The following is a 24,026-nucleotide window of genomic DNA, read 5'->3' on the forward strand; positions in this document are numbered from 1 at the left end:
TGTTTTCTTCTACTAGAATAAGAAAGAATACTTAAATTGTAAACCTTACGTTATTGAAAAAGGATAGAGTGAAAACTCTACCCCTTCAAAGATTACTTAATCTTCGCAAACACCTTTTGAAGTTTTGTATAATTTTCGACCACCCCATCATCTAAATCAAGAGTTATCCGCTGATTCGCAAGTTCAGCTAATCTTTTATCAAAATCAATTAGTTCTTCTTGCTGAGCTTTAATAGTAAGCAGCTGTTTATCATAACGTTTTTTCGTTGCAGGCAATAGTTCTGGGTTTAGTATAGCTTGTTCAATCCGTTTTTGTTCTTGAAACAGTTTCTCCTGTAAGTTTTGAACATAGGAAAAACGCATGATAGCCAACGTTTCTGGTGTATAACGATGTAAGTAACATAAAGCACGGAAGCCTTTCTTTGAACCTGATTCTGCCAGCCAATAGATTGGGCGTTTATGATAAATTTTACAATGGTCTTCAAAAAATTCATCAAAGAAATAGCGTCGAAGACGTTCCATTGGTGTTTCATTAGCCTTCATTGTGAGCGATTCTGCCAGCCAACGAAGATTATTTGCAAGTGTTTCGTTTCCAAACATAATTATTAATAATTCTTGGAGGCGGGTAACAACATCGTCCTCGAAGTACTCTGTATCTGTAAGTGGAATAATTCCATCTAAATCAGGCTGAAACGTTTTATAATTCCTTGTTTCCCATTCTTCACCTGCAAATACAACACCTTCTTCATCTAATGAAAACCTTCCCATCATTATGCCAATACAATAGGATAAAAATGATTTTACATCTCGATATCGATCTGCAACACGATAAGATACTTCTTCATCACGAACTTCTGCACTCAGCTCATTTTGGAGTCCATACAATTCCATCAATTCTTTATTTAATTCTTCTTCGTTTTTCCGAAGTTTGTGGAACTGCTTTACTGAATATCTTTCCCAGTTACTAAAGCATTCTTCGATTATTTTCGAACCCTGCCTGAAAGTGAGTAATGGATGTTTCCTAAAATCCCATGATGTTTCGAAGGAATTCCAGTCTTCTTCTGTCCTTTTTATGCAATCGTTGACTTTCTCAGTAATAATTTTCAACTTGTTTTCTGATACCTCAACAAAAGGTATATTACGGATATCCCGAACTTGAAAATTAAGTGTTGGAGCTAAATTTTCTAAAAAGTATAAACCCACTTTTGAATTCAAAATAGCAAGTATATATTCATAGTGGACTTCGTTATAAACGAAAATAGAAGAACCCCCCTTATCAAAGGTGGCATATTCAGGTAAAACCCTAAAACTTGGTTTTCCGTTTGTAACTAGGCCCCAGGTAATTCCTTTTTTATACCAATATTCTTCGGGAATGATTTGAGATGCGTGTCCCGTACGATATGTATCTCTTGCCTGTGGAGACCAATCAATTAGTTCCAATAAATTACCGAACCACTTCCTAAAGCCGCCGCCTTTAGCGTAAAAACGCCACTTTCCACCTTCTGACATATAATCCTTTGCACTGATTTCCCAAAAAAAACGTAAATATTTTTTGTTATTGCCTGTTACATTTTGACTTGCCGAAACGGTATATTCATATAGATTTTTGTATTGCCCGAATAAATTACGAGCATGCTCACTAATCCAATAAAGAAATGGAGAACCAGGGATTATAGTGAATTTTTTACTATTAGTTATGTTAAACCGATTTTTGGTTACAGGAAATGACTCAGGAATATTTTCTTTGATATTCTCTAGCTTAATATATTGGAAAGTCCCTTTAAAATTGCTTGAAACCTTTCTAATAACGGTCGCACATGTTCCAAAAGCTATTCCCATTACCATATTATCCATATGAACCATATTTAATATCGAATAGTTTTCAATTAGATGCTTCCGATAATTTTCAAAAGAAGATAAAAACATCCAAGATTGCATCGTGACTGAAACATGGTACCCTTGGGGTTTCGTAAATGTCTCCATGCGCTCCATAAATACGGCAAATAGATCAGATTTGGTATTTCGATAATTGGCCTTTAAAAAGTCACTAAGCTGGCTGTTCATCCCTTTGGATCCCATGTATGGGGGGTTGGTAATCACGATATCATAGGTAGAGGTTAAATAAATCGCTTGCTGAAGAAGTTCGGCTATTTTTTCCAGCTGATTATAAACCTCAAATGTTTCAAGTGTTTGAGTACCTGTAGCTTGAAGTTGTGTAATCTTATTTAAATAATGCTGAAAGTCTAATTTTACGGGATTTAAGATAGAACCAAAGTTTTTCGCATCAATAAAATGAACTAATAACCCTCGAATCTCTTCCTGTTCTTTTTCATTCTTCCCTAGCAGCTCTGCCGCTAGATCAATATGAATATCATTTGATTCTTGAATTGATATGATATTTATTTTGGGGACTGAACGAAAAATTTGTTTTGTTTTTTCTCTGGCCTTCATCAATAATGCAAAAGAGGCCAATTGAGCAGCACGTTCATCCAATTCGATACCGTATAAATTTTTTTCGAGAATTAGTTTAGGGATTTCTTTTAAAGGATAGCCTCTTTCCTCATAGATCTTATACAACAAGCTAAATGCATACACTAAAATATGTCCTGACCCACAAGCTGGATCAAGGATCGTAATATCTTCAGGAGAGATATTGGTTCTGCGAATTTTATCGAGTATTTCTTGTACATCCTTTTCTTGCTCTCCTGGTTCCAAATAATAGATCATACTATTCTTCAAATCGGATTCCGGATGAGATTCTTGCCACATGTGTCCGAGTGAATTGTCCACCATATATTGGACGATCCAATGTGGTGTAAATAATTGAGTGGCAGCAGGTATATTCTCTTTACTGATTTTTTTGTTTTTCTTTAGTCCAGCAAATACTTCATCCTTCTTCTCAGAAATATAGTATTGATACAGCCACCCAATCACTTCCACGGGTTGAAAGTTTTCATCGTCTAACTCATTACCTAACTTTTTTATTAATGAATCTGCATGAAGAAGAGATTCTGGTAATAAAAGCTCCGTATAATCTTCTATTTTCTCAAATAGGAACGGCATAATCTCACTTAATTCAAAACATTGTGCCACTAGAAGTTTTCGATAGGCTTCTTCCCTATTTCCTTTAGTTAATAACATTTCAATCTCTTCTTTATTAACTGGCAAATTCGTATACTGATATTCCGTTAATATGTCTGGATCTACTTTTCCGATGGTTTCACTAGAAAGGACACGGATTTTTGATGGCAGGTAATTATGCACTTCCATGTAGCGAATAGCCATTAATCGATTAAACCATGTATAGGCTGCCTCTTCGATGACATGGTCATAGCCTTTTATATCGATCTCAAATAATAACTTTTCTAGTCCCTTTTTCAGAGTTATTGGCATTTTTTTATTATTAGCTTCAATGTAGTCAGTTCCCAAAACGAGAGTTGGGATCTCTTTAGAAGTAATTCCAAATGATTGTGCACGCAGTGCTATTTGACTACGCAGCTCGTTTCGAGCAAATACAGCAAATTCTTTTAACAGCCTTCTGTCCAATTCATCACCTTATTCTAGTTAAGAATACCAAGGAGTAGTCTTTGACCTTTTATTATTTAATTCTTGCCAAGATATTTTTAAATTTTCCGTAATTCAACACGACACCTTCATCTAAATCGAGGTCAATACGCTGATTCGCAAGTTCTGCAATCTTCTTATCGAAATCAATGAGTTCACCCTGTTGAGCCATTATAGTCGTTAGCTGTTTTTCATATCGTTTTTTCATCGAAACTGATAAATCGTGGTTAATAATGTCCTGCTCAAGACGGTTTTGTTCCTGGCGAAATTTTTCCTGCAAGTTTTGTACATAGGAAAAACGCAAAGTGGCTAAAGTTTCTGGAGTATAACGATGTAAATAAAACAATGCACGGAACCCTTTCTTAGGGCCCGACTCGGCAAGCCAATAGATAGGCCTTTTTTGATACATTTTGCAATGATCAACATAAAATTCATCAAAGAAATAACGACGAAGACGCTCCGTAGGTGTTTCATTTGCTTTCAACGAAAGTGTTTCTGCCAGCCAACGAAGATTTTCAGCAAGTGTTTCTTGTCCAAATAAAATAATGAACAACTTTTGAAGTCGACTGACCACATCATCTTCAAAGTATTCAGTTTCGGTTAATGGAATAATTCCATCCTCATCTGGACTAAATGTATGATAAAGTTCAGAATTCCATTGCCCTCCAGCAAAAGCGATCCCTTCAACATCCAACGAATATCGTCCCATCATCAGTCCAATGCAATAGGAAAGGAAGGATTTAACTTCTCTAACTCGATCAGCACGTCGCACAGTTACTTCTTTCTCTGAGACTTCTGGTGTTAATTCATTTTCAAGATCATACAACCCAATTAAGATCCTGTTTAATTCCTCTTCATTACATTGAAGTTCTCTAAAATGATTTTCGGTATTTTCTTTCCAGAGATTAAAACAATCCTCAATTTTGTTGGAATGTTTATTATATAAAAAAGGATGCCTCTTAAACTCCCATGAGGTCTCAAATGAGTCCCAATCTTGCTTTGAAATGTCTATATTTTGTTTTGTCAATTCCTCAATCTTTTTCTTTAATTCCGGTTGTATATATGGAATAAACGGAACCTTACTTAAAGGACCTTGAGTAAAATCAAGTGTAGGTGATAATATTTTTAAAAACTCAGCTGTTTGTTTTGAATTTAGTACCCCAAGAATATAGTATAATTCTGATGAATCCCTTGGAAAGCAAACTGGACCTTTAGAGTCAAATAAAAAGCCCTTCGGTGAAAGTCTTAATCCGATTGTGGAGGAAATCGATGACCAAGTCAGGCCTTCTTTAAAATAGTAGCCTTCATTTCTAATAACAGATCCTTCTTCTTTTTTTATATTTTCACCATTATTTTTCCAATCGACAACAAATTCTTGATTTCCATACCATTTTCTAAAGCTTCCGCCTTTATTATAAGGAAACCATTTTGCCTTGCTTTCACGTGCCGCAACGGCATTTTCCAATCCGAACCCAATATTGGTTATTTCAGGTTCAAACCAATATTTAAGATGCTTATTATTATTCCCTGTTGCCATTCCTTGCCTTGGCTCAGCCAGTATTCCTAGGTTAATAAATTTATTAAAAATATCAAAGATTTGCTGAGATACCCAATACGCGATTGGAACACCAGAAATACTATGAAATCTTTTTTGTTTAATTAAATACAAATGTTCCTGCCTTAAAAATGCCTCTTGCTTCAGAGATGAGGAGGGATATTCAACCAATCGGCTGTACTTAGCCAAATAATTTTCTTCTGAAAAGTTCCTTAGAATGAAACTTGTGCTTTGGACGACCTCTCCACCTAACTCCTCAAAAGTTCGCGGTCCTAGATGGATCATTCCATATATGACCTGATTATCGACGATTTTATTTCTTAGCTTTTCAAAACTACTTAAAAACATCCAACCATGCTGGTTTATTTCAGCGTGAAATCCATTCTTTTTTGTTAAAGTAGTTAGCTTGTCCATGAAAATAGCAAATAAATCAGACTTGGAGTCAGGGTAATGCTTCTTAACATAATCGCTTAGCTTTGAATTCATTCCTTTTAAGCCCATGTAAGGAGGGTTGGTAATGACAATATCATATTGTTCCATTAGGATTTTGGATTGAATAAAAATATTCAGAATGTCATCTAACTGCTCATACACATTATAGTTTTCTAATGTAGCTTCTCCTGTCTCCTTTAGTTTCATGGCTTTGTTGATTATCTTATTGATAGTAACTTTCTCCATTTTTAAAATGGAACCAAAGATTTTAGCATCAATAAATGTATGTAAAAGCCTGTTAATGTCCGCCTTTTCATTATCTGATTCACCTATTAGCTCAGCCGCTTCATTGATAAAAATTTGGTTACTTTCCTGTATAGAAATAATATTAAGCTTTGGGACATCACTGAAGATCCGTTTTGTCTTTTCTCTAGCTTTCATTAATAAAGAAAAGGAAGCCAATTGGGCTGCACGATCATCGATATCAACTCCATACAAGTTTTTTTCTAAAATCAGTGCCGGTATATCCTTTTTTGGATATCCTCTTTCTTCATAAATCTTATAAAATAAATCGAATGCATATACTAAAATATGCCCCGACCCGCAAGCAGGATCAAGCAGTGTTATCTCTTCAGGTAACAAATTTGGCTTACGTAACGATTCAAGTTTTGCTTGAACGTCTGGTTCTTGTTCAGCTGGTTCCATATAATACAACAGATCATCTATTAATTTTGACTCAGGATGAGACTCCTGCCACATGTGACCAAGTGAGTTATCTACCATATACTGAACGATCCAACTAGGCGTGAATAATTGAGTAGCTGCGGGAATATTTTCTTTGGTAATTTTTTTGTTTTTCTTTAATCCCGCAAATACTTCATCTTTTTTCTCAGAAATATAATACTGGTAGAGCCAACCGATCACTTCAACATTTTCAAAGTTTTCATCTTCAAGTTCTTTCCCCAATTTATTTAGGATCGAATCGGCATGGAGTAATGACTCCGGTAATAATAACTCTATGTAATCTTCTATCTTCTTAAATAAAAACGGCATGATATCACTTAATTCGTGGCATTGTGCAATGAGCAGTTTGCGGAATGCAGCATCTCTGTGGCCTTGTTCTAAAAGGTGAGCCACTTCTTGTTTATTGATTGGTAAATTAGAATATTGATAATCCGTTAATATATCAGGGTCCACTTTCCCTTTTATTTCACTAGATAAAATGCGGATTTTAGAAGGCAAAAAATTATGTATTTCCATATATCTGATGGCCACCAAACGGTTAAACCAAGTATATGCAGCTTCTTCTATAACATTTTCAAGACCTTTAGTTTCTATTTCATATGCTAATTTCTGAAAGCCCTTTTTATATGAAATTGGATATTTGTTATGATTTATTTCCACATAATCTGCACCTGATACTAAAATTAGAGAGCCTTTAGGAGTAATCCCAAAGGCTTTTGCTCGTAATTCGATTTGATTTTGAAGTTCCTTTCGAGCAAAGATGGCAAATTCTTTTAATGCCTTTTTGTTCATTTCATCACCTTTTCGAGTTAGAATTCCAACTTAAACTAATGATCATTATCTTACTATTTTATTTTGGCCAAGATATTCTTTAACTTATCATAATTAGCAACAACACCATCATCTAAATCTAGAACAATTCGCCGATTTACAAGTTCTGCTAATTTCTTATCGAAAGAAATGAGTTCCTCCAACTGAGCTTTCAATAATGCCAGCTGTTTCTCATATCTTTTTTTCATTGCAGCAGACAACTCTGGATGTATGATATCTTGTTCTAGTCTTTTTTGCTCCTGGTGAAGTTTTTCCTGTAGGTTTTGAACATAAGAAAAACGTATCGTGGCTAACGTTTCTGGTGTATAGCGATGTAAGTAAAATAAAGCACGAAAACCTTTCTTCACTCCAGATTCAATCAACCAGTAGATAGGTCGTTTTTGATAAGTTTTACAGTGATCTCCATAAAACTCATCAAAAAAATAGCGACGAAGACGCTCAGTAGGTGTTTCATTCGCTTTCATTGTCAGTGACTCCGCCAGCCAACGGAGATTTTCCGGCAGTGTATCCGGTCCAAATAAGTTTTTTAATAACTCTTGAAGACGTGTCATAACATCATTTTCAAAATAGTCCGTTTCCGTTAAGGGTATTATCCCACTTGAATCAGGCTGGAAGGTGGAATACTTACGATTATCCCAGTCTCCCCCTGCAAATACTAATCCTTCCTCATCTAAAGAATAGCGGCCCATCATGAGACCAACGCAATAGGATAAGAATGACTTAGCATCACGAGAAGGCAAAGAAGTTCTGAGGGTAATTTCATTAATTGGTACTTCTGGCTTTGTCTCGTTTTGGAGTCCGTATAGCTGGATGAATGTTTTATTTAATTCTTCTTCATTTAATTGTAATTGTCGAAAACTACTCTCAGAATAGTCCTTCCACAATGAATAGCATTGTTCCACTAGCTTTGTTTTCTTCCTATACTTTATAAAAGGGTGCTTATTGAATTCCCAGGAGGTTTCAAAGGAATCCCATTCTAATTTTGCAATGTTTATGTTATCACTAACTAATTTATTGACCCTTTCATTCATATCAGGAGTAATGGTTGTGCATACTGGCAGCTTCTTTATATGCCCTACTTCAAATCCTATTCCAGGGGCTAAAACTTCTAAAAACTGTACAACAACATTAGAATTTAATAATCCAAGAATAAAATAAGAATTCGTGGATTGACCGTCAAAGAAAATGGTAGGACCTTTGTGCCCCGGTATAAAACCTGGAGGTGTAAACCTAAATGAAGGTTTTCCAGTTGAAATTAGTCCCCATGTAATCCCCGGTTTAAAATAATAGTTTCTAGATGGTAATTTATTTCCGCTGTTACTTAATAGTTCAAATCCCTGTTTATCAAACCAAATAACATACTCCTGGTTACCATACCATTTTCGGTAGGGACCACCCTTAATAAAGGGAAACCACTTTTTATTACTATTGAGTGCTTTATTTATATCTTTATATCCTCGACCTAATTGTAAATAATTAACTTCGTGCCAAAGTCTCAAAAACCTTTTATCATCACCTGTTGCAAGTCCTTGTTTAGGTTGTGAAATTTCGTTTAATTCCGGATATTCCATAAAAATCCGCTTTAAACGGTTAGAAACCCAATAAGCAATTGGATTACCTGTAATGGCAGCGAAAGTATTCTGGGCAGATAGAAACTCATTTTCTTTATCAAGAAATGCCCGCTCCTTCTCTAATGCTTTTGTTAATTGGCTTAATCTCCAATACCTAGCAATGTAATCCTTTATATTGACTTTACGAAGAACAAAACTAGTGCTCTGTACAACTTCCCCACCTATTTCTTCAAACGTTTTTGGACCTAAATGCAACATTGAAGTAATCGTTTGATTTTGTAATAATTTTTTACGTAGGTTTTCGTAACTACTTAAAAACATCCATGATTGTTGATTAATTTCTGCATGAAATCCATTTTGTTTAGTAAAAGAATTACATCTTTCCATAAATACGGCGAAAAGATCAGTTTTTGCATCACGGTAATTTTCTTTAACATAATCACTTAATTTCATATTCATACCTTTACCACCCAAATATGGAGGGTTAGTTATGACTACGTCGTATTGCTTAGAAAGGATTTCGGCCTGTTCAATAATTTCTTCAAGTATATCGAATTGCTCAAATAACTCGAAGCTTTCAAGAGTGTACATCCCTGATTCTTTAAGATCTTTTAATTTTCTAATGTATTTAGAATAATCCATGTTCCCCGGCTGAATAATGGAACCATAATTTTTTGCATCACTAAAGCTACTAAGCAGATTTTTAATTTCTCCCATTTCTGTACTATTCTCGGAAAGTAAATCTACCGCTTTAGCAATATCAATGCTATTCGTTTCTTTAACAGATAATATATTCATGTTAGGGCGGTTTCGAAAAATATGCTTCGTTTTTTCACGAGCTTTAATCATTAATGCAAATCGGGTTAATTGAACGGCTCGGTCATCTATATCGATTCCGTACAAGTTTTTTTCTAGTATTACTGTAGGAATTTCTTTTGCTGGATACCCTCGTTCCTCATAAATCTTATATAGTAAATCAAAGGCATAAACTAAAATATGTCCTGATCCGCATGCTGGGTCAAGAATTTTTATTTCCTCCGGCGATAAGTTTGGATTTCGCAATTTCTCAAGAATTGTCCTTACATCAATATCTTGTTCAGCTGGCTCAACATAATATTTCATCTCATTTTTTAATATAGAATTAGGATAAGATTCTAACCACATTTGTCCAACTGAATTTTCCACCATATATCGTACTATCCAATGTGGTGTGAACAATTGGGTTGCAGCTGGGATATTTTCCTTGGTAATCTTTTTATTTTTTCGTAATCCTTCAAAAACCTCATCTTTCTTTTCAGAAATATAATATTGATATAACCATCCAATTACTTCTACTTCTAGAAAATTTTCATCAAGTAAGTCTATTCCCAGTTTGTTAAGAACGGAGTCTGCATGCAATAAATTTTCTGGCAACAATAATTCTATAAAATCTTCTATTTTTTCAAACAAAAACGGCATAATATCACTTAATTCATTACATTGGGCAATTAGAAGTTTGCGATAAGCTTCTTCCCGATTACCATTTTCTAAAAGGGAGGTAATTTCTTGTTTATTGACCTCTAAATTTGTATATTGGTACTCCGTTATGATGTCAGGGTCGACTTTCCCTCTTGTTTCACTAGAAAGAACTCGAACCTTAGAGGGCAAATAATGATGAACCTCCATATAACGGATGGCGATGAGCCGGTTAAACCATGTATAGGCTGCCTCTTCAATCACATTGTCGTAGCCTTTTGTTTCAATTTCTTTTAATAGGTTTTGAATACTTTTTCTATATGTAAGAGGAAATTTCTTATGATTTATTTCGACATAATCAGTACCTGAAACAAGCGCAGGAGAGCCTTTGGAAGTAATTCCAAAGGCTTGTGAACGTAATGCGATTTGACTACGAAGTTCATTACGAGCATAAATAGCAAAATCTTTTAATGCCTTTTTGTTCATCGCATATTGTCTCCCTTATTTCTTAATAACAACTGTTTGTCCAGCACCTAATTTGGTTTTTATTTCTGACTCCAGCTTGTTAAGCCATAATTTAAGATCCAATTCATTTTTTACTTCAAATTGTCCTGATGGTAAGGCCGCAGAAATTAATTGGGAAGCTGTTACTTCTATTCTTTCAATTGTATTCCCAATGTATTTTTCATACATTTCTCGAGCCTTGTCCTCTAATCGGCGGTAGTCATTACTTGCCATCTGAGTATACGTATACACTCGTGAGATACTCTCAAGGTCTCGCATTTGTTCAACACGTGCCTGCAGTTCGTCCAAGTTGGTGTGGACAAGATTTATTATTTCATCAATTGCACTATATTGTAATTGAAGTCCTTCCATATCTCGTTTAATGATTTCCATTTGTTCAAGCTGGCTGCCTATCTCGCGTTTTACGAATTCCGAAAGCCCTGTCTTAAGTTGATCATTGAGGACAGGTAAATTGGGGATCTGCTTAAATGGGTTGTCGTTAGTAAGAATTGAAATTATGCTATTCTTAGTCTTTTGTACCTCACTATCATGTTGAGCCACATCTAAATCATCCTGTCGTTCTTTCAACAATCGGACACTTTCGTCAAAATGACGAATGGCATTTCCATTGAAGAAAGCATTTAAATGCTGCACTTCTTCTAACCATTCCTCCAAATCCTCGTCAAGTTCAATCCACTCATCCACAAAATTTTCTTGTTTTGTAATGGATAACAAGTCTAAAATACTGTTTTTAATTTTTGTTAACTGAATTCCACCAGGATATGGAAACTGTTGATCTTCGCGTAACTTGGTACGCTGCATTTCCTCAATTGGTGTGACAAAATGTTTATGAAGCTGCTCTCGTATAACTTTAACTACTTCATCATAAGTTTCCCCTATTTCATAGGTATTGAAAAGTTCACGCATTACTTCTATAACGGCTTTACGAACTGGAAGCGGCAGTCCGGTTTTCACATCCAGAACAACCTTCTCCCTTTCAGATGACTTTGTCAATCGTCCAATGAATTGGGGATGAGTGGTGTCAAAATGTTCATTTAGATAAGAGAGTTTCACTTTTTTATTATAGATAGCGGCTGCCACAATGCCAGCTATGTCATTTTCGCTCCAACCATATGGTACTTCTTTATATCTGTCTATTAATGTTTTCAATGTTACAATCTGTCTATTCCGGCTTTCTTCCAAATAACGAATAAGTGTGTCATATGCTAAATAATTAGCAAATGATCCATCTAGTCTGCCTGGAAGCCCTTTTGTTGCCCAATCAAGAATGACAACATTAGCATTTTTCACCGGAACAGGCTCATCAATATATCCTAAATAGTTGTAAGTATTTCGAATTAGGATTTCAAAAGCACTCTGGAGTTGAGTTTCTAGTGAACCCTTAAATCCATAATCCTGTCCTTGGATAAAATACATTGCATTAACCGCTGCCTCTTCTAATGCTTCTCTTGCTTTCTTTTCAAACTCACTTATTTGCTGGCGCTTTTCTTCCAAAATTTTCTTTTGTTTATCAGTTAGACTTGTTGAGATCTTTTTGTTTGCATATGACTGGATTTTCTGTGCATATTGCATAGGATCAAAAAATTTAACCGCTGCCTCTTCTGTTATATACATAATCATTGTTCCAGAGTTGGCATTGGCTCGTGCATGTTCCTCCGACACATCCCTTGTGTAAACTTGCAAGGTAAGGGAATGTGTTTTACCCCCCCTGTTATATGAATCGAAAGCCTTATTAAATTCAAAATCATGTGTTTTTTGATAGCGATAGGTGCGAATTTGGACGACTTCTTCAAAGAACAACCTTCCAAGTGCATCGATCACATTAGCCTCGTTTACAGGTTCATTTTGAATTTCTCGATTAATTTCTTGCTCATCATCGCTTAAAAAAACAAACGTCCTGTCTGCATTTTCCGCAATTAGTAATTTCTGACGAAGATGTATCAGTGATTTTGTCACTTGCTTTTCAAGTTCGTTTTTAATGCAATCCACACTGTCCACTAATAATGTTGTTATATTTTCAACTGTCGCTTTTACTTCATCAATTCCCTTTATCATAAATAACACTTTCAGTACTTCTACATCAAAGTCTGTGATTCCCTCGCGTTTTCTTGCTTCGCTTATAGTAGAAGACACGGCTGTACTTAAGAAGCGTTTGACGGTTTCATAAAATTGTGAAAACCGAGCAAGTTGATTGGTATCCTCATGCATTAGCTGAATAGCCACTTCCTGAAAGGCATTTAATAAGGAACGTTCACCTTGAGAAAGGTGTGCACCAGCTTCACCCTGAAGACGGACTTTATTAAAGACACGTTGTAATAGCTCCACCTGATACGGAACAAAAGGATAGATGGCTGCATAATCAGCTCCATTTTTAAATCCATTTTGCAGAACGGATTTATCCTTTTCAAACGTTAAGGTATTATTTAAGCTTTGACCAACCTGATCGAAATCAATTTTAAGACGATCGGCTGTTGCAGGGGTTTTTTCTAACAAACGTCGTTTAATAACCTCATCCGTATTCGAACTTGTCAGATGAATTTTTGTAGCAAACCTGCCTTGGATTTTTGAAAAGTTTTCGGACCCTTTAAATTTAGTTACCGCATCAATTTGTTCTTGAGAGGTGACGACCACCCACACCTTACCTTGACAATGATTTCCTAAATCCTCTGTAATGGTTTGAAGATTTAACATTAAATCTGAATCATCACCAATGTACTGTCCAATTTCGTCCACTAAAAAAGTAAGACGGTAATCTTCACCTTGACTTTTTACATGTTGCGCTACTAGTTGAGCGAATTCATCCGAACTAATTTGATAGTTTTTATTGGAAGCTGCTAATACTGTTTCTGCAGTATCCTTTGTATACCCTAATTGAGATAAAGCCTCGACAAATGACTTTCTCTTAAATAAGACACGTGCACGGCTGTCAGCCCATTTCGAACCATCAATTTCTTCGAAACGTTCAACAAATTGGCTATAAATGCCTTCTTCCGTTAATTGTCTTTCCAAATTGGCGATCCATGGAGTAGATGAAAAGCCCAGGTATTCGTTATATACCTTTAAAAAAACTTCGACAATGGTGGCTTTTTCTTTTTTGCCGCCAGCAGATTTGGAGTCCACATTAAATAAGATCGCATGGCTATTATAAGATGCGGATCGATAAAGAATATCTAATAGCTCTTGGTCATTTGTTTTCCCTTTGAAAAAGTCAACCGCTCTTTTCCCATATACGGTTTCGTTATTTAAAAGATAGGACAATATTTTTAAAAAATGTGATTTACCCGAACCAAAGAAGCCAGAAATCCATACACCCATTTTGGTGGTAGAATGCTCAAAACTATAGGCATAATTATTAAAGAAATAAGCCATATTTTCACTTATTTCTTTTGTCATGACATACTCTTCTAATTCATCTTCTATGACCCTTTCATCACGTTGCCCAGCTTGGACCACCCCTTGAATCTCACGATCAATATTTTTTTTAAATAACTCTCTTATCGTTAAAGAATCCTGTAACATTCTAATTCCCCCCTCTATATTGAAAATGCCCGATAGTAGCCATTTGATTCAAATCGATTGAATAAGCTTAGTCCTTGGCCGGAGTACTCCCCTGGATAAAAAATAATAATAGGAGTATTCGTTATACGTGCATGTAACTGATTTAACAATTCATGAGTACTGACTAACGTAAATACACTGCCTACTCCTGTAATAAATAATATTTGAGCTTCTGCAGCTTCTTCGGCAATCCGTTCAACCAACTGTTCTTCCTCTATCGAAGGGCGAATCGCATCAAATAATTCCTCCGTTCCTTGTTCCTCTTCAAATTGCTTTAACCCCTCTAAACCACCAATGTCCTCAAATAGATTAATAATCAATTCAAATAGGTTTAACACGCTTAGTTTTATAGGTAATTTATCTTTATGGTACTTAATCGAGTTCCTTACGATTAATTCATTCGCGGGATTATAATCAAAAACAAAATAAGGTACTTCGTTTCCAAGCCCTCGCATTTTTAAGAAATCATCTCTTTGAATTTCATCAAAAAATTGATTCAATTTCTTTTGAATCTTTTCCATCATTATCACCTTAGTCGTTTAATGTTAACATGATCAAATCATAATATTGTGGATTATTTGCTACAATGGTTCTTAGTTCTTTACTCAGCGGGATCTGCTTTATTTGGTATTCTTTATTATTTTTCACTAATAACTCAGCATCTACTAATATTTTCAAGGTTACTTGCTTTAACTTATATTTTGTCTGTTCTGTCCAATTCCTTACTTCTTCATATTGTTGAGCTTTTTCCTCGAAAAAAGTGAATATATTCCCTTCCGTTATCGTTTTTTTATATTTCTTGTAATTATAGTGGATCACTTCTAAAACAAAGTCATGAGGAAATCGGAAACTTTTTAAGAAAGCATACAATAATAGTGCATTAGTATCTGAACGCGAACCGTTCCCCAGGATAGCCCTTAAAGAATTGTTCAATTTATCGTTTCGTTTATATACACGAGGAAAAAGATCCTTCATTGCCGCTTCGCTCCTGCAATGAAAAAGATTTTCTTCAAGAATTTTGTCCTTTATTTCCTGTTTGGACAATCCCTGTAAATGTAAGGCAGCCACTATTTTCAATTCATTTCTATATAAATGTTCGGCAGTAAATCCACCTGTATATACTTTCATTTCTTTTCACAACCCTTGCATGTCTACTTAGAGAGTATCTTTTTTAATTCTGGCAACATTGAAGTACTTTCAACCATACTTAAATCATTATGTTAATTATGAAGTAGGTAAAGGCTTAAATACCCATGATAGTTTATTTTAACATAAGAGGGTGGACAAGTTGGGGAATAGTTATTTTAACTATTAGTCTATCCTTTTATCTAAATGACCTTATTCATGTTAAAATTAGTAGAACAAAAACTGGTTTTGAATGCATTTTCCTGGTAAAAATTCACCAAGTTGATAAGACCGAAACCCAAGCACGCAGAAAAAAATAAATAAATTAATGGAAGATATGTGGGAGTAACTGTACCTCAAAAATAGGGTCAGCCCCCCGTTGAGTTTAACGCAACGAGGGACTGACCCCAGTAAATTTATCACTTTTTGGTCCTTCTATTCATGGGTTCCGGAAATTCATAAAACTCAACTCGAATTCATGAATAGCACAAGGCTTACCGAAAAGAAACCCTTGCACATGGTGGCAGTTTTGTTTTAGCAAAAAGGCTAACTCAGATTCTGTTTCAACACCTTCAGCGACGACATCCATTTTTAGATGCTGAGCCATTTCTATCATAGCTGCAGTAATACCAGCGTTCTCTGATTCACACGATATATTTTGAATAAAAGAACGATCAATCTTAATTCCATCTAGTTTAAACGTTTTTAAATAATTAAATGATGAATAACCAGTACCGAAATCATCAATATAGATTTTAATCCCCATATTTTTTAATTCTTGTAAGGTTTGAAGGATATATTCCTCATTTTTCATTAATGAATTTTCAGTGATTTCGAATTCAAGCCACTTTCCCTCCAACTGATATTCATTAAGCAACGCTCTAACCTCTTTTGCAAAATCCTTTTGTAGAAATCGTTGAGAACTTATATTTACACTTATCGGTATAAGTGGAATCCCCGCTTCCCTCCATTTTACTAGTTGTTCACATACTTTTCTCTTCATCCACTTACCTAATAGAATGATCAGACCTGTCTCTTCAGCAAGAGGAATAAATTCTCCTGGTGAAATAAGGCCAATCTCTGGATGCCTCCACCGAATTAATGCCTCCGCGCCAATCGTCATCCCTGTTAAGGCGTCAGTACGAGGTTGAAAATGAACGATAAATTCATTATTTATCAATGCTTTTCTTAGATCTCGTTCCAATAGAAAAGATTGATAATTTCGCGCATCCATGTTGTTCACATAAATTTGATACATATTACGTCCTTGCTCTTTTGCCCTGTATAAAGCAATATCCGCTTTCTTCATTAAATCGACTGCACCATTTCCCCCTGAAGGATAAATACAGATTCCAATACTGGTTGAGACAAACAGTTCATAATCTTCTATATAAAATGGTATAGTTAAATTTTCTAAAAGATTCTTTGCAATTTTAATTGCGTCCTCAGCGTGATTTATTATTGGACAGAGAATCATGAATTCGTCTCCACCCATCCGGGCTGCAAACTGCATATCTTTATCGATACTTTGAAGCAATCGTTCTGAAATAAGTTGTAGAAGTCGGTCGCCAATGATATGTCCAAGGGTGTCATTAATATATTTGAACCGATCTAAATCAATAAACAATACAGCTAACTGTTTGTTATTCTTTTTTGCAAAAAGTAACGAATCGTTAAGCTTCTGTTCGATCCACCTTCTATTTGGAAGAGTAGTTAATTCATCATGATGGGCTAAATAGGCATTGGTCTCTTGAATCTTCTTTTGTTCGGAAATATCTTTTCCGATAGAATACACGCCTTTAATATGCTTGTCTATAATAATTGGGAATAACATGATAGTAAAAAACATCTTTTGACCAAGCCGATTAACAAAGTTAATTTCAAAATTCTGTGGATGACCATGAAGAGCTTTTTCGAAGTAGTTGTATCTTATTTCCTCATACTCTTCTAGATTCAGATCTTTCATAGTTAAATTTTGTAATACTTCGGTTCCAAATCCAAAAAACTCCATCGCCCTTGGATTCATATCAACGATGTGCGCATTTGTGTCATAGGTAATAACATAATCTTGACTATGTTCAAAGAGAGATTGATAATGCTGTTGATTTACTTGAAGCTTGCGCTGGGTTAACCTTAATTCTGAGATATCATGAACTGTCCCAACAATTTCAGTCACCCTATCACCATGTTTGATGGGGGTGACATCGGCAAATAAAAGCTTTCCGCCCAATTCAATCTCATAATTCACACGGTGGCCTTGAAACGCTTTTTCATAATGGAACTGTTTAAGTTCAGCAATTTCTTTTGGGAAAACATCAAAAGGTGTGTAATTAGTGAGCGCTTTTGAATTCGCTCCTATTTCTTCTAAAAGTTTCCCTTCTGCCATGGTATAAATAAACCGTCCATCTTCATCTCTTTTCATTTTATAGATACCATTCTGAAGGTTTCTCATCGTTTCAATCAAATCAACTTTCATTGATTCATGTAAATCATTTTCCATGTTTACTCGTTTTGTAATATCCGTCCTAATACTAACATATTGATAAGGTTTTCCGTTTTGGCCGATAAACGGAACAATCGTTGTATCAACCCAGTACAAACTTCCATCCTTGGCTTTATTTTGAATCTCACCCTTCCATATTTGACCAGAGCTAATGGTTCTCCACAATTTACGAAAGAATTCTTTTGAATGATAACCCGAATTCAAAATCCGGTGATTTTGTCCAATCAGTTCTTCTTTTGTGTACTTAGATAACTCACAAAACTTCTGATTCACTAATGTGATGATTCCTTTAGCGTTGGTTATAGCAATGATAGTAGACTCATCGAGTGCCAATTTAATATCAGCTAATTCTTTCCCAATAGTTTGTAATTGTTCTAATGTCCGCTTATCTTCATGTAAATCCTTTAGAAGAATGACTTCGAAATACTCGTTTTCCACCGAAAAAGAGTGAGACTGAATTTGTAGTGGGAAGTGGTGTAGATAATCCCTCACACCGATGACGATCGTTGGCTTTAGTGGCGCTCTCATCTTCTCTATTTTAAAATTGGGTATTACTTTATGAATGGAACGGCCTTTCATATAATTACTTTGAACCCTAAACATGTTTTCTGCAGCTGGATTTACATAAATAATGGTACCAAAAGTATTAACCACCATTATACAGTCTGTTAATTTAGCAAAGAGATGAATAAATTGATCACTTATAATCAAATCTTGTGTTAGTTGTTTGTTCATAGTTTCCCCCGAGAAGTCGTATAATGGCCCTTTTTTTAATATAAGTCTATATTAATAATAAAAAATCAATAAAATGTTAGTTAGTCTTATCCACGTATTCCTATTTTCTATTATAATTTTCCTTTTGCATAGTACTAATACAATAGGAATGTTTTCCTGTTTTGAATAGTTGAAAGGTTAGTAGTAGGAGGTTAGGGGGAGAAGTAAATTTAAACAAGAAAGAATGATTCATTTTGTAAATCGTTATTAGTGACGACAAAAAAAACGATCCAATTCTACATCATAGAAATGAACCGTTTTATAAAACTAATTAACTTTATTAACTGCTTATTAAATGATTGCTTTTATAAAACACTTTTTGTTTCATTTAAAGCCCGTAATTTTTTAATATCGACTCGAATTAATAGAGAGATTGTTAATGCTACAATAAACATCCCGGAAAAGACTAGTAGTGTACCTTGGTAGCTGCCCGTTGTTTCCCGTATCCACGATACAAAGATTGGTCCGACAATACCTGCAGCTGCCCAAGCTGTTAAAATGTAGCCATGTATGGCCCCTAGCTGTTTTGTCCCAAACAGGTCGCCAATATAGGCAGGTATTGAGGAGAATCCTCCCCCATAACAGGTCATAATCATATAAACGATAATAGAAAACAAAATTCCCACCGTCATGTTGGGCAAAACAAAAAAGGCAACGATTTGGAAAGCAAAAAATAGTGTATAAACATTTGGCCTTCCAATATAATCTGATATGGTCGCCCATACTAACCGTCCGGAGCCATTAAATAAACCCATTATTCCAACCATCGTTGCAGCAGATACGGCTGACATTCCTACAAGTTCTTGTGCCATTGGGGAAGCAACAGAGAGAATGGCAATCCCACAGGTAATGTTGATAAAGAGCATGATCCAGAGTGCCCAAAATTGTCTTGTTTTGACGGCCTCGTTTGCTGTTAATTGTCTTAGGTCTTGTTTTATCTTTTTATTTCCCGAAGCAATAGCCATTTTATCGAAGCCTTTTGGTAACCAACCCGTTTTGGGAGGAGCTAAATATTGAGCTGAACAAAAGATGACAATAAAATATGTACCACCGAGAATATAAAATGTGTTGGATATTCCATATAATTCGATTAAATGATTCATAATGGGACTACTAATCATGGCTGCGAATCCGAAGCCCATAATAGCAAGTCCTGTTGCCAAACCTCTTCGATCTGGGAACCATTTTACCAATGTTGAAACAGGTGTAATATAGCCTACCCCTAAGCCAATACCCGCAATAACACCATAAAATAAATAGAGTAATAGTAATGATTCTAAATGTACAGCTAGCCCTGCACCTGCCACACCTATTCCAAAAAAGAAAGAACTAAGCGTGCCTGATACTCTTGGTCCATACTTCTCCACAAACTGGCCTAAAAAAGCTGCGGATAATCCAAGAAACAAAATTGCTAAACTAAACGTAAAAGAAATTTGCTTTAATCCCCAACCCATTTCCCTTTGTAATGGATTTGTAAAAACACTCCAAGCATAGACCGAGCCAATCGAAATATGTATGCCCACCCCTGAAAGTGCTATGAGCCACCGATTTTTCATTTGTCATCTCTCCCAATTCAGTTTTCAAATTTTGCAATCAAGTTCATTTCTTTAATAAGTAAACATTCGCCTCCTTTTGGATTGTTTGTTATTTGACTATATTAACCTATAATTTCTCTCATTTCAAGCCGTTTTTCAATTAAAAACACGAACGATAAATTAGGTTAATAATTAAATATCCGTATTTTAGAAAACTCCAATTCATTTACTTAAAAAACCTTTCTTATTTTTCAACCCATAATAATTTCATAAACGCCCATTTTGAGCCCTGGTTTTATGTTTTTATAAACAAGTCCATGTGTATGCGCATACAATATCTATGAACAGCCACAGACAGGAGGTGAATTTCTATGAGTCACAACCATTCTTCCTGGGGTATTTTTGGAATTTTTCTCGGATTTTTAACAGGGGTAATATGGTTCCTATTATCTTTATCGGGACACCTGCTTACATTTTTCGGAACAATTGGTTTAGGAGTGCTTGGCGGCATTTTAAATACTATCATAGCGATTATTGGCTTCCTTGCTCTTCTACTCTTTGGGTTATGTTTATTTAAAAAGGCCTGGCATTTATGTAAGTAATCAGGTAAACCCATATGAAATTCTATTTTTAATAAACTTTGACAGTCTCTTATTAAGAGGCTTTTTTTATCTTTTTCTTTTAAAGTAACCTTGTGTTTAACATAGTTTGATTAAAAGGGGTAAAATATATGGGTATTTAAAAATGGAAGGGAAGATGGTATTTATGGATCAATTAATGTTTATTGAAACTGGGATGGGGATTGATGTTCATGGTCAAAATATAACTTCTGCAGCAGTTCGAGCTGTAAAAAATGCTATTCACTTTAATTCAATGCCCGGTATACGAACTGTATTGCCTGAAAACAGTTTAGATAATATGAGAGTAAATGTGAAACTCGCCGTCCCATGTGATAAAGAAAACCTCGATATTGCTGCAGTAAAAGAGGCCTTGCCATATGGGAAAGTTACCGTCGAGGTAATGGACGGTGGAATGAAAACAACAAGTGGAATTATTCTCGAGGAAAAAGGAGATAAGAATGATTTGATGTACATAGTTGTCGCATCAGTTGAGGTAGGCTATTAACCAATTTTCACCTAAATCATTAAAAGCAAAAGCTAATTAATCACAATAGGTGTCAGGCATCCTCCTAGGGCTTGACACTTTTTTTTATATTTATTGTAATCCAAACAATTTTACTAAAATAGTAATCATCTTCTTCATAATGTGTTATATTTATCTAATTGAATTAAAAAAACTATTAGTTTTTGTTTACAAGGAGAAAAAGACAACATGGCACTCATTTGGGCATTTTTTGGAAGTTTGGTGGTTACTATTCTATTTGATTTTGTTTATTCAAAGATAGAAGATGAGAGAGAAATAGAAGATCATGGCAAGCTCTAAATGATAAACTTGAAAGTGAAGGCAGACAGCGATTAGATCAGCATGTACGAGACGACGAAGAAGGAAAATGAGTTTTTTTGAGGGTTATTCAAGAATTCCAATTTATGTATTCATCCTCTTTTTACTAGCAAAAAATTTTGCTGGAACTATAGTACAGACTGACCTACTTATTACATGCTTCAAGTTCCAAACAGTATATTAAGATAATGAAAAATTAGGACTAACCGTTATGGTTAGTCCTATTTTTTCATAGTAGTTGAATAAAATTCTACTTTCCGCAGCATTTTTTATATTTTTTGCCGCTTCCACATGGACAGGGATCATTTCTACCAACTTTTATTTCCTTAACAAGCGGGGCGCTTTGCTGTGAATTCTCCTTTCTAAAGTCCATTTCTCTTTCCAATGCTGTTAATTTCCAATCCTCTAATTCAAGGTGATTCAAGCCTAAAATGGAATAATAACTATAAACCACCTGTTCAATATCTACTAAGGTTGAAGTATACTCTTTTTTCATGTGGTCTGAGATCTCAGGAAGTGCCTTAATAGAAAACTGATGACAAAGTGCTTCAATCAATAAATCTTGATCTGACAATTCATCTGCAGCTCTGTATGCCGAACGCAAAACTTGGGTCGCTAGTTCTGTTTTTATATTCTCAACGATTGAAGCTGCATAGATAATAGAATCCTCTCTTCTCAGATAAGGATCTACCACTTTTACCACTTCATCGGATTGAAAACCTATTAATGCAACCGAGACTTCTTCTAACAAAATATCATCATCACGGTCCAATAACCCCGCTAGCATTGGGATATACTTATTAAGTTTTAATAATCCAATCATGTAGACCGACAAAATTCCATTAAATGAAAACCATTCTCCTTGTAATTGGTCTATCATTACTTGATCTATTTCATTTTCTGTAACCCAACCTTTTTGAACGATACATTTTGCCAATTTTTTCGCTTTTATGAATAAATTATGCTGGAAAGAATCTGAATGATCTAGTGTATATAATACGCTGCCATACTCTGTATAGATTTCTTCTTCTGTCCCATTCATTAATAACGTATATAACGACCACATCTCATCACGAATAAATCCATCCAATGGCTCTCGGTATTTCAAAGCAATTTCTGGTTCAATATGGTCTAATAATTTCAGCGCTAAATGAATTTTTGTCTTATCCATCATAGGAATCTTCTCAATTAGTAGCTTGACAGCCTCTTCATTGAATGTCTGATTTTCAATATAAATAAGAATAGAGGATAGTTTTTCATTATTTTGGAAGGCTTCCTTCAGTAACTCTATGGTCCATTCTTCCGGTACTTCTGGATAATCATGCAGTGAATGCAGAACCATTTCTTGAATTAAAACATCATCACTGATTAAATGGGGTTTGATTTTTTCTAAGAAAGACATGTGGTAGATCCTTTCATTCTTTATTGGAATAAATTAGTTTCTAACAAAAAACTCCTATTATTTAGAATTCACGGTTTTTCTCAAATATCCTCTATCTCTATGGTACAAGATAAGTGCAATTACTAATATCCCAGCCGCGATCCATATCGATGTATTGCCTATATAAGTGGTAGAAAACGTCCCTATTAATGCACCAAATAAGAAAGAAAGAATAATAACAAAAAACTCTTTAAATTGTTTTTTTGCTTCCTGATTTTGTTCTTTAATTGCTAAATAGGCTGCTTGCGTAGCTGTTCGAAGATTTCCTGTTGTCATCGTGGAGTTGTATGCCCACTTGTCCAACTTATTGAAAGTAGAGATTTGTAAGGATGATACAAACGCTATACATACGGTTACAATTATGTTAGGCACACTTTTGGGCATATGGCCAACCATAATTAATACAATACATTCTATTATAAGAATAGATCTTCTCGAGCTATACAATATTTCTCTTAATTGTGGAGTCTTAACAATTTCTGAAACCAAGACACCCAGTATAAATGCGATAATCGGCGGTATATAAAGCAAAGCACCTTCCCATTCCCTGTTTGCTGCCTTTACAGCAAACAATACCATGTTTCCCGTTTGAGCATTGGCAAACACTCCGTCTCTGCTGATGAATGTATATGCATCTAAAAAACCTCCGACAACAGCAAGCAATATACCCAGATAAACAGAATTGGACGATAATGAGGGTATTTTACTTTGTTTTTCTTTCATATAAATTTTCTCCTTGTCACATCAACACGGGTAGTAAAACCAATAAACATTCTGGTCCACTGAATTTTCCTACACTATTCTAAGATGATTTAGTTGGAAAGTTTCCTAATGGTTACTTTTTATTTTTCTATTATAACCTATTATGAGTTTGTTAATGGAGAATTAAATTATGGTAGATGCGTTAAAACCATTCCCTTCTTTTCGATAATAATGTCACTATTATTTGGCAA

At 35.0% G+C, this 24,026-nt stretch carries 12 protein-coding genes; 2 read left to right on the plus strand and 10 right to left on the minus strand.

The genetic code is table 11. From position 1 onward, the window contains the following. Window positions 1–92: 92 nt before the first annotated feature. From pglX (AC4E8C_RS13660) to AC4E8C_RS13695, 8 genes are all read right to left on the minus strand, one after another. Window positions 93–3,545 (minus strand): BREX-1 system adenine-specific DNA-methyltransferase PglX, encoded by a 3,453-nt coding sequence (gene pglX, locus AC4E8C_RS13660; RefSeq protein ID WP_490207234.1) that lies wholly within the window; start codon window positions 3,543–3,545, stop codon window positions 93–95. Window positions 3,546–3,597: 52 nt separating this feature from the next. Then, entirely contained in the window at window positions 3,598–7,086 is a 3,489-nt protein-coding gene (gene pglX / locus AC4E8C_RS13665) for a BREX-1 system adenine-specific DNA-methyltransferase PglX (RefSeq protein ID WP_490207235.1), read from the minus strand. A gap of 53 nt (window positions 7,087–7,139) precedes the next feature. Beyond that, on the minus strand, window positions 7,140–10,637 hold the full coding sequence (pglX, locus tag AC4E8C_RS13670; protein WP_490207236.1) for a BREX-1 system adenine-specific DNA-methyltransferase PglX: 3,498 nt from the start codon (window positions 10,635–10,637) through the stop codon (window positions 7,140–7,142). A 15-nt stretch (window positions 10,638–10,652) separates the two neighbouring features. Next, entirely contained in the window at window positions 10,653–14,195 is a 3,543-nt protein-coding gene (gene brxC / locus AC4E8C_RS13675; RefSeq protein WP_490207237.1) for a BREX system P-loop protein BrxC, read from the minus strand. Between the two features lie 14 nt (window positions 14,196–14,209). Continuing rightward, window positions 14,210–14,758 (minus strand): DUF1788 domain-containing protein, encoded by a 549-nt coding sequence (locus tag AC4E8C_RS13680; RefSeq protein WP_490207238.1) that lies wholly within the window; start codon window positions 14,756–14,758, stop codon window positions 14,210–14,212. Between the two features lie 7 nt (window positions 14,759–14,765). Beyond that, the gene (locus AC4E8C_RS13685) at window positions 14,766–15,362 is read right to left on the minus strand and encodes a DUF1819 family protein (protein ID WP_490207239.1); all 597 of its coding nucleotides are present in this window, start codon (window positions 15,360–15,362) and stop codon (window positions 14,766–14,768) included. A gap of 436 nt (window positions 15,363–15,798) precedes the next feature. After that, window positions 15,799–18,597, minus strand: a complete 2,799-nt coding sequence (locus tag AC4E8C_RS13690; protein WP_490207240.1) for a sensor domain-containing protein — start codon at window positions 18,595–18,597, stop codon at window positions 15,799–15,801. Between the two features lie 344 nt (window positions 18,598–18,941). Continuing rightward, window positions 18,942–20,192, minus strand: coding sequence for an L-lactate MFS transporter (locus AC4E8C_RS13695; protein ID WP_490207241.1), 1,251 nt, complete (start codon window positions 20,190–20,192; stop codon window positions 18,942–18,944). A gap of 350 nt (window positions 20,193–20,542) precedes the next feature. On the opposite strand from AC4E8C_RS13695, the gene AC4E8C_RS13700 reads away from it, so the two are divergent. Together AC4E8C_RS13700 and AC4E8C_RS13705 are read left to right on the plus strand one after the other, a co-directional pair. Continuing rightward, entirely contained in the window at window positions 20,543–20,773 is a 231-nt protein-coding gene (locus tag AC4E8C_RS13700) for an ABC transporter (protein WP_490207242.1), read from the plus strand. 163 nt (window positions 20,774–20,936) lie between these two features. Continuing rightward, on the plus strand, window positions 20,937–21,296 hold the full coding sequence (locus AC4E8C_RS13705) for a Lin0512 family protein (RefSeq protein WP_490207243.1): 360 nt from the start codon (window positions 20,937–20,939) through the stop codon (window positions 21,294–21,296). A gap of 586 nt (window positions 21,297–21,882) precedes the next feature. Here AC4E8C_RS13705 and AC4E8C_RS13710 read toward each other — a convergent pair. Further along, window positions 21,883–23,034 carry a YecA family protein gene (locus AC4E8C_RS13710; RefSeq protein WP_490207244.1) on the minus strand — a complete coding sequence of 384 codons (1,152 nt, stop codon included), beginning with the start codon at window positions 23,032–23,034 and terminating at the stop codon, window positions 21,883–21,885. A gap of 57 nt (window positions 23,035–23,091) precedes the next feature. Further along, window positions 23,092–23,796, minus strand: a complete 705-nt coding sequence (locus AC4E8C_RS13715; protein WP_490207245.1) for a YoaK family protein — start codon at window positions 23,794–23,796, stop codon at window positions 23,092–23,094. Between the last annotated feature and the right edge of the window lie 230 nt (window positions 23,797–24,026).

The organism is Neobacillus sp. SRL179 (assembly GCF_984799095.1).

Excerpts from the sequence above, each read along its gene's own strand:
- pglX (WP_490207235.1), bottom strand. The coding sequence starts at position 7,086 with ATGAACAAAAAGGCATTAAAAGAATTTGCCATCTTTGCTCGAAAGGAA.
- pglX (WP_490207236.1), bottom strand. The coding sequence starts at position 10,637 with ATGAACAAAAAGGCATTAAAAGATTTTGCTATTTATGCTCGTAATGAA.
- brxC (WP_490207237.1), bottom strand. The coding sequence starts at position 14,195 with ATGTTACAGGATTCTTTAACGATAAGAGAGTTATTTAAAAAAAATATT.
- AC4E8C_RS13680 (WP_490207238.1), bottom strand. The coding sequence starts at position 14,758 with ATGATGGAAAAGATTCAAAAGAAATTGAATCAATTTTTTGATGAAATT.
- AC4E8C_RS13685 (WP_490207239.1), bottom strand. The coding sequence starts at position 15,362 with ATGAAAGTATATACAGGTGGATTTACTGCCGAACATTTATATAGAAAT.
- AC4E8C_RS13690 (WP_490207240.1), bottom strand. The coding sequence starts at position 18,597 with ATGAACAAACAACTAACACAAGATTTGATTATAAGTGATCAATTTATT.
- AC4E8C_RS13695 (WP_490207241.1), bottom strand. The coding sequence starts at position 20,192 with ATGAAAAATCGGTGGCTCATAGCACTTTCAGGGGTGGGCATACATATT.
- AC4E8C_RS13700 (WP_490207242.1), top strand. The coding sequence starts at position 20,543 with ATGAGTCACAACCATTCTTCCTGGGGTATTTTTGGAATTTTTCTCGGA.
- AC4E8C_RS13705 (WP_490207243.1), top strand. The coding sequence starts at position 20,937 with ATGGATCAATTAATGTTTATTGAAACTGGGATGGGGATTGATGTTCAT.
- AC4E8C_RS13710 (WP_490207244.1), bottom strand. The coding sequence starts at position 23,034 with ATGTCTTTCTTAGAAAAAATCAAACCCCATTTAATCAGTGATGATGTT.
- AC4E8C_RS13715 (WP_490207245.1), bottom strand. The coding sequence starts at position 23,796 with ATGAAAGAAAAACAAAGTAAAATACCCTCATTATCGTCCAATTCTGTT.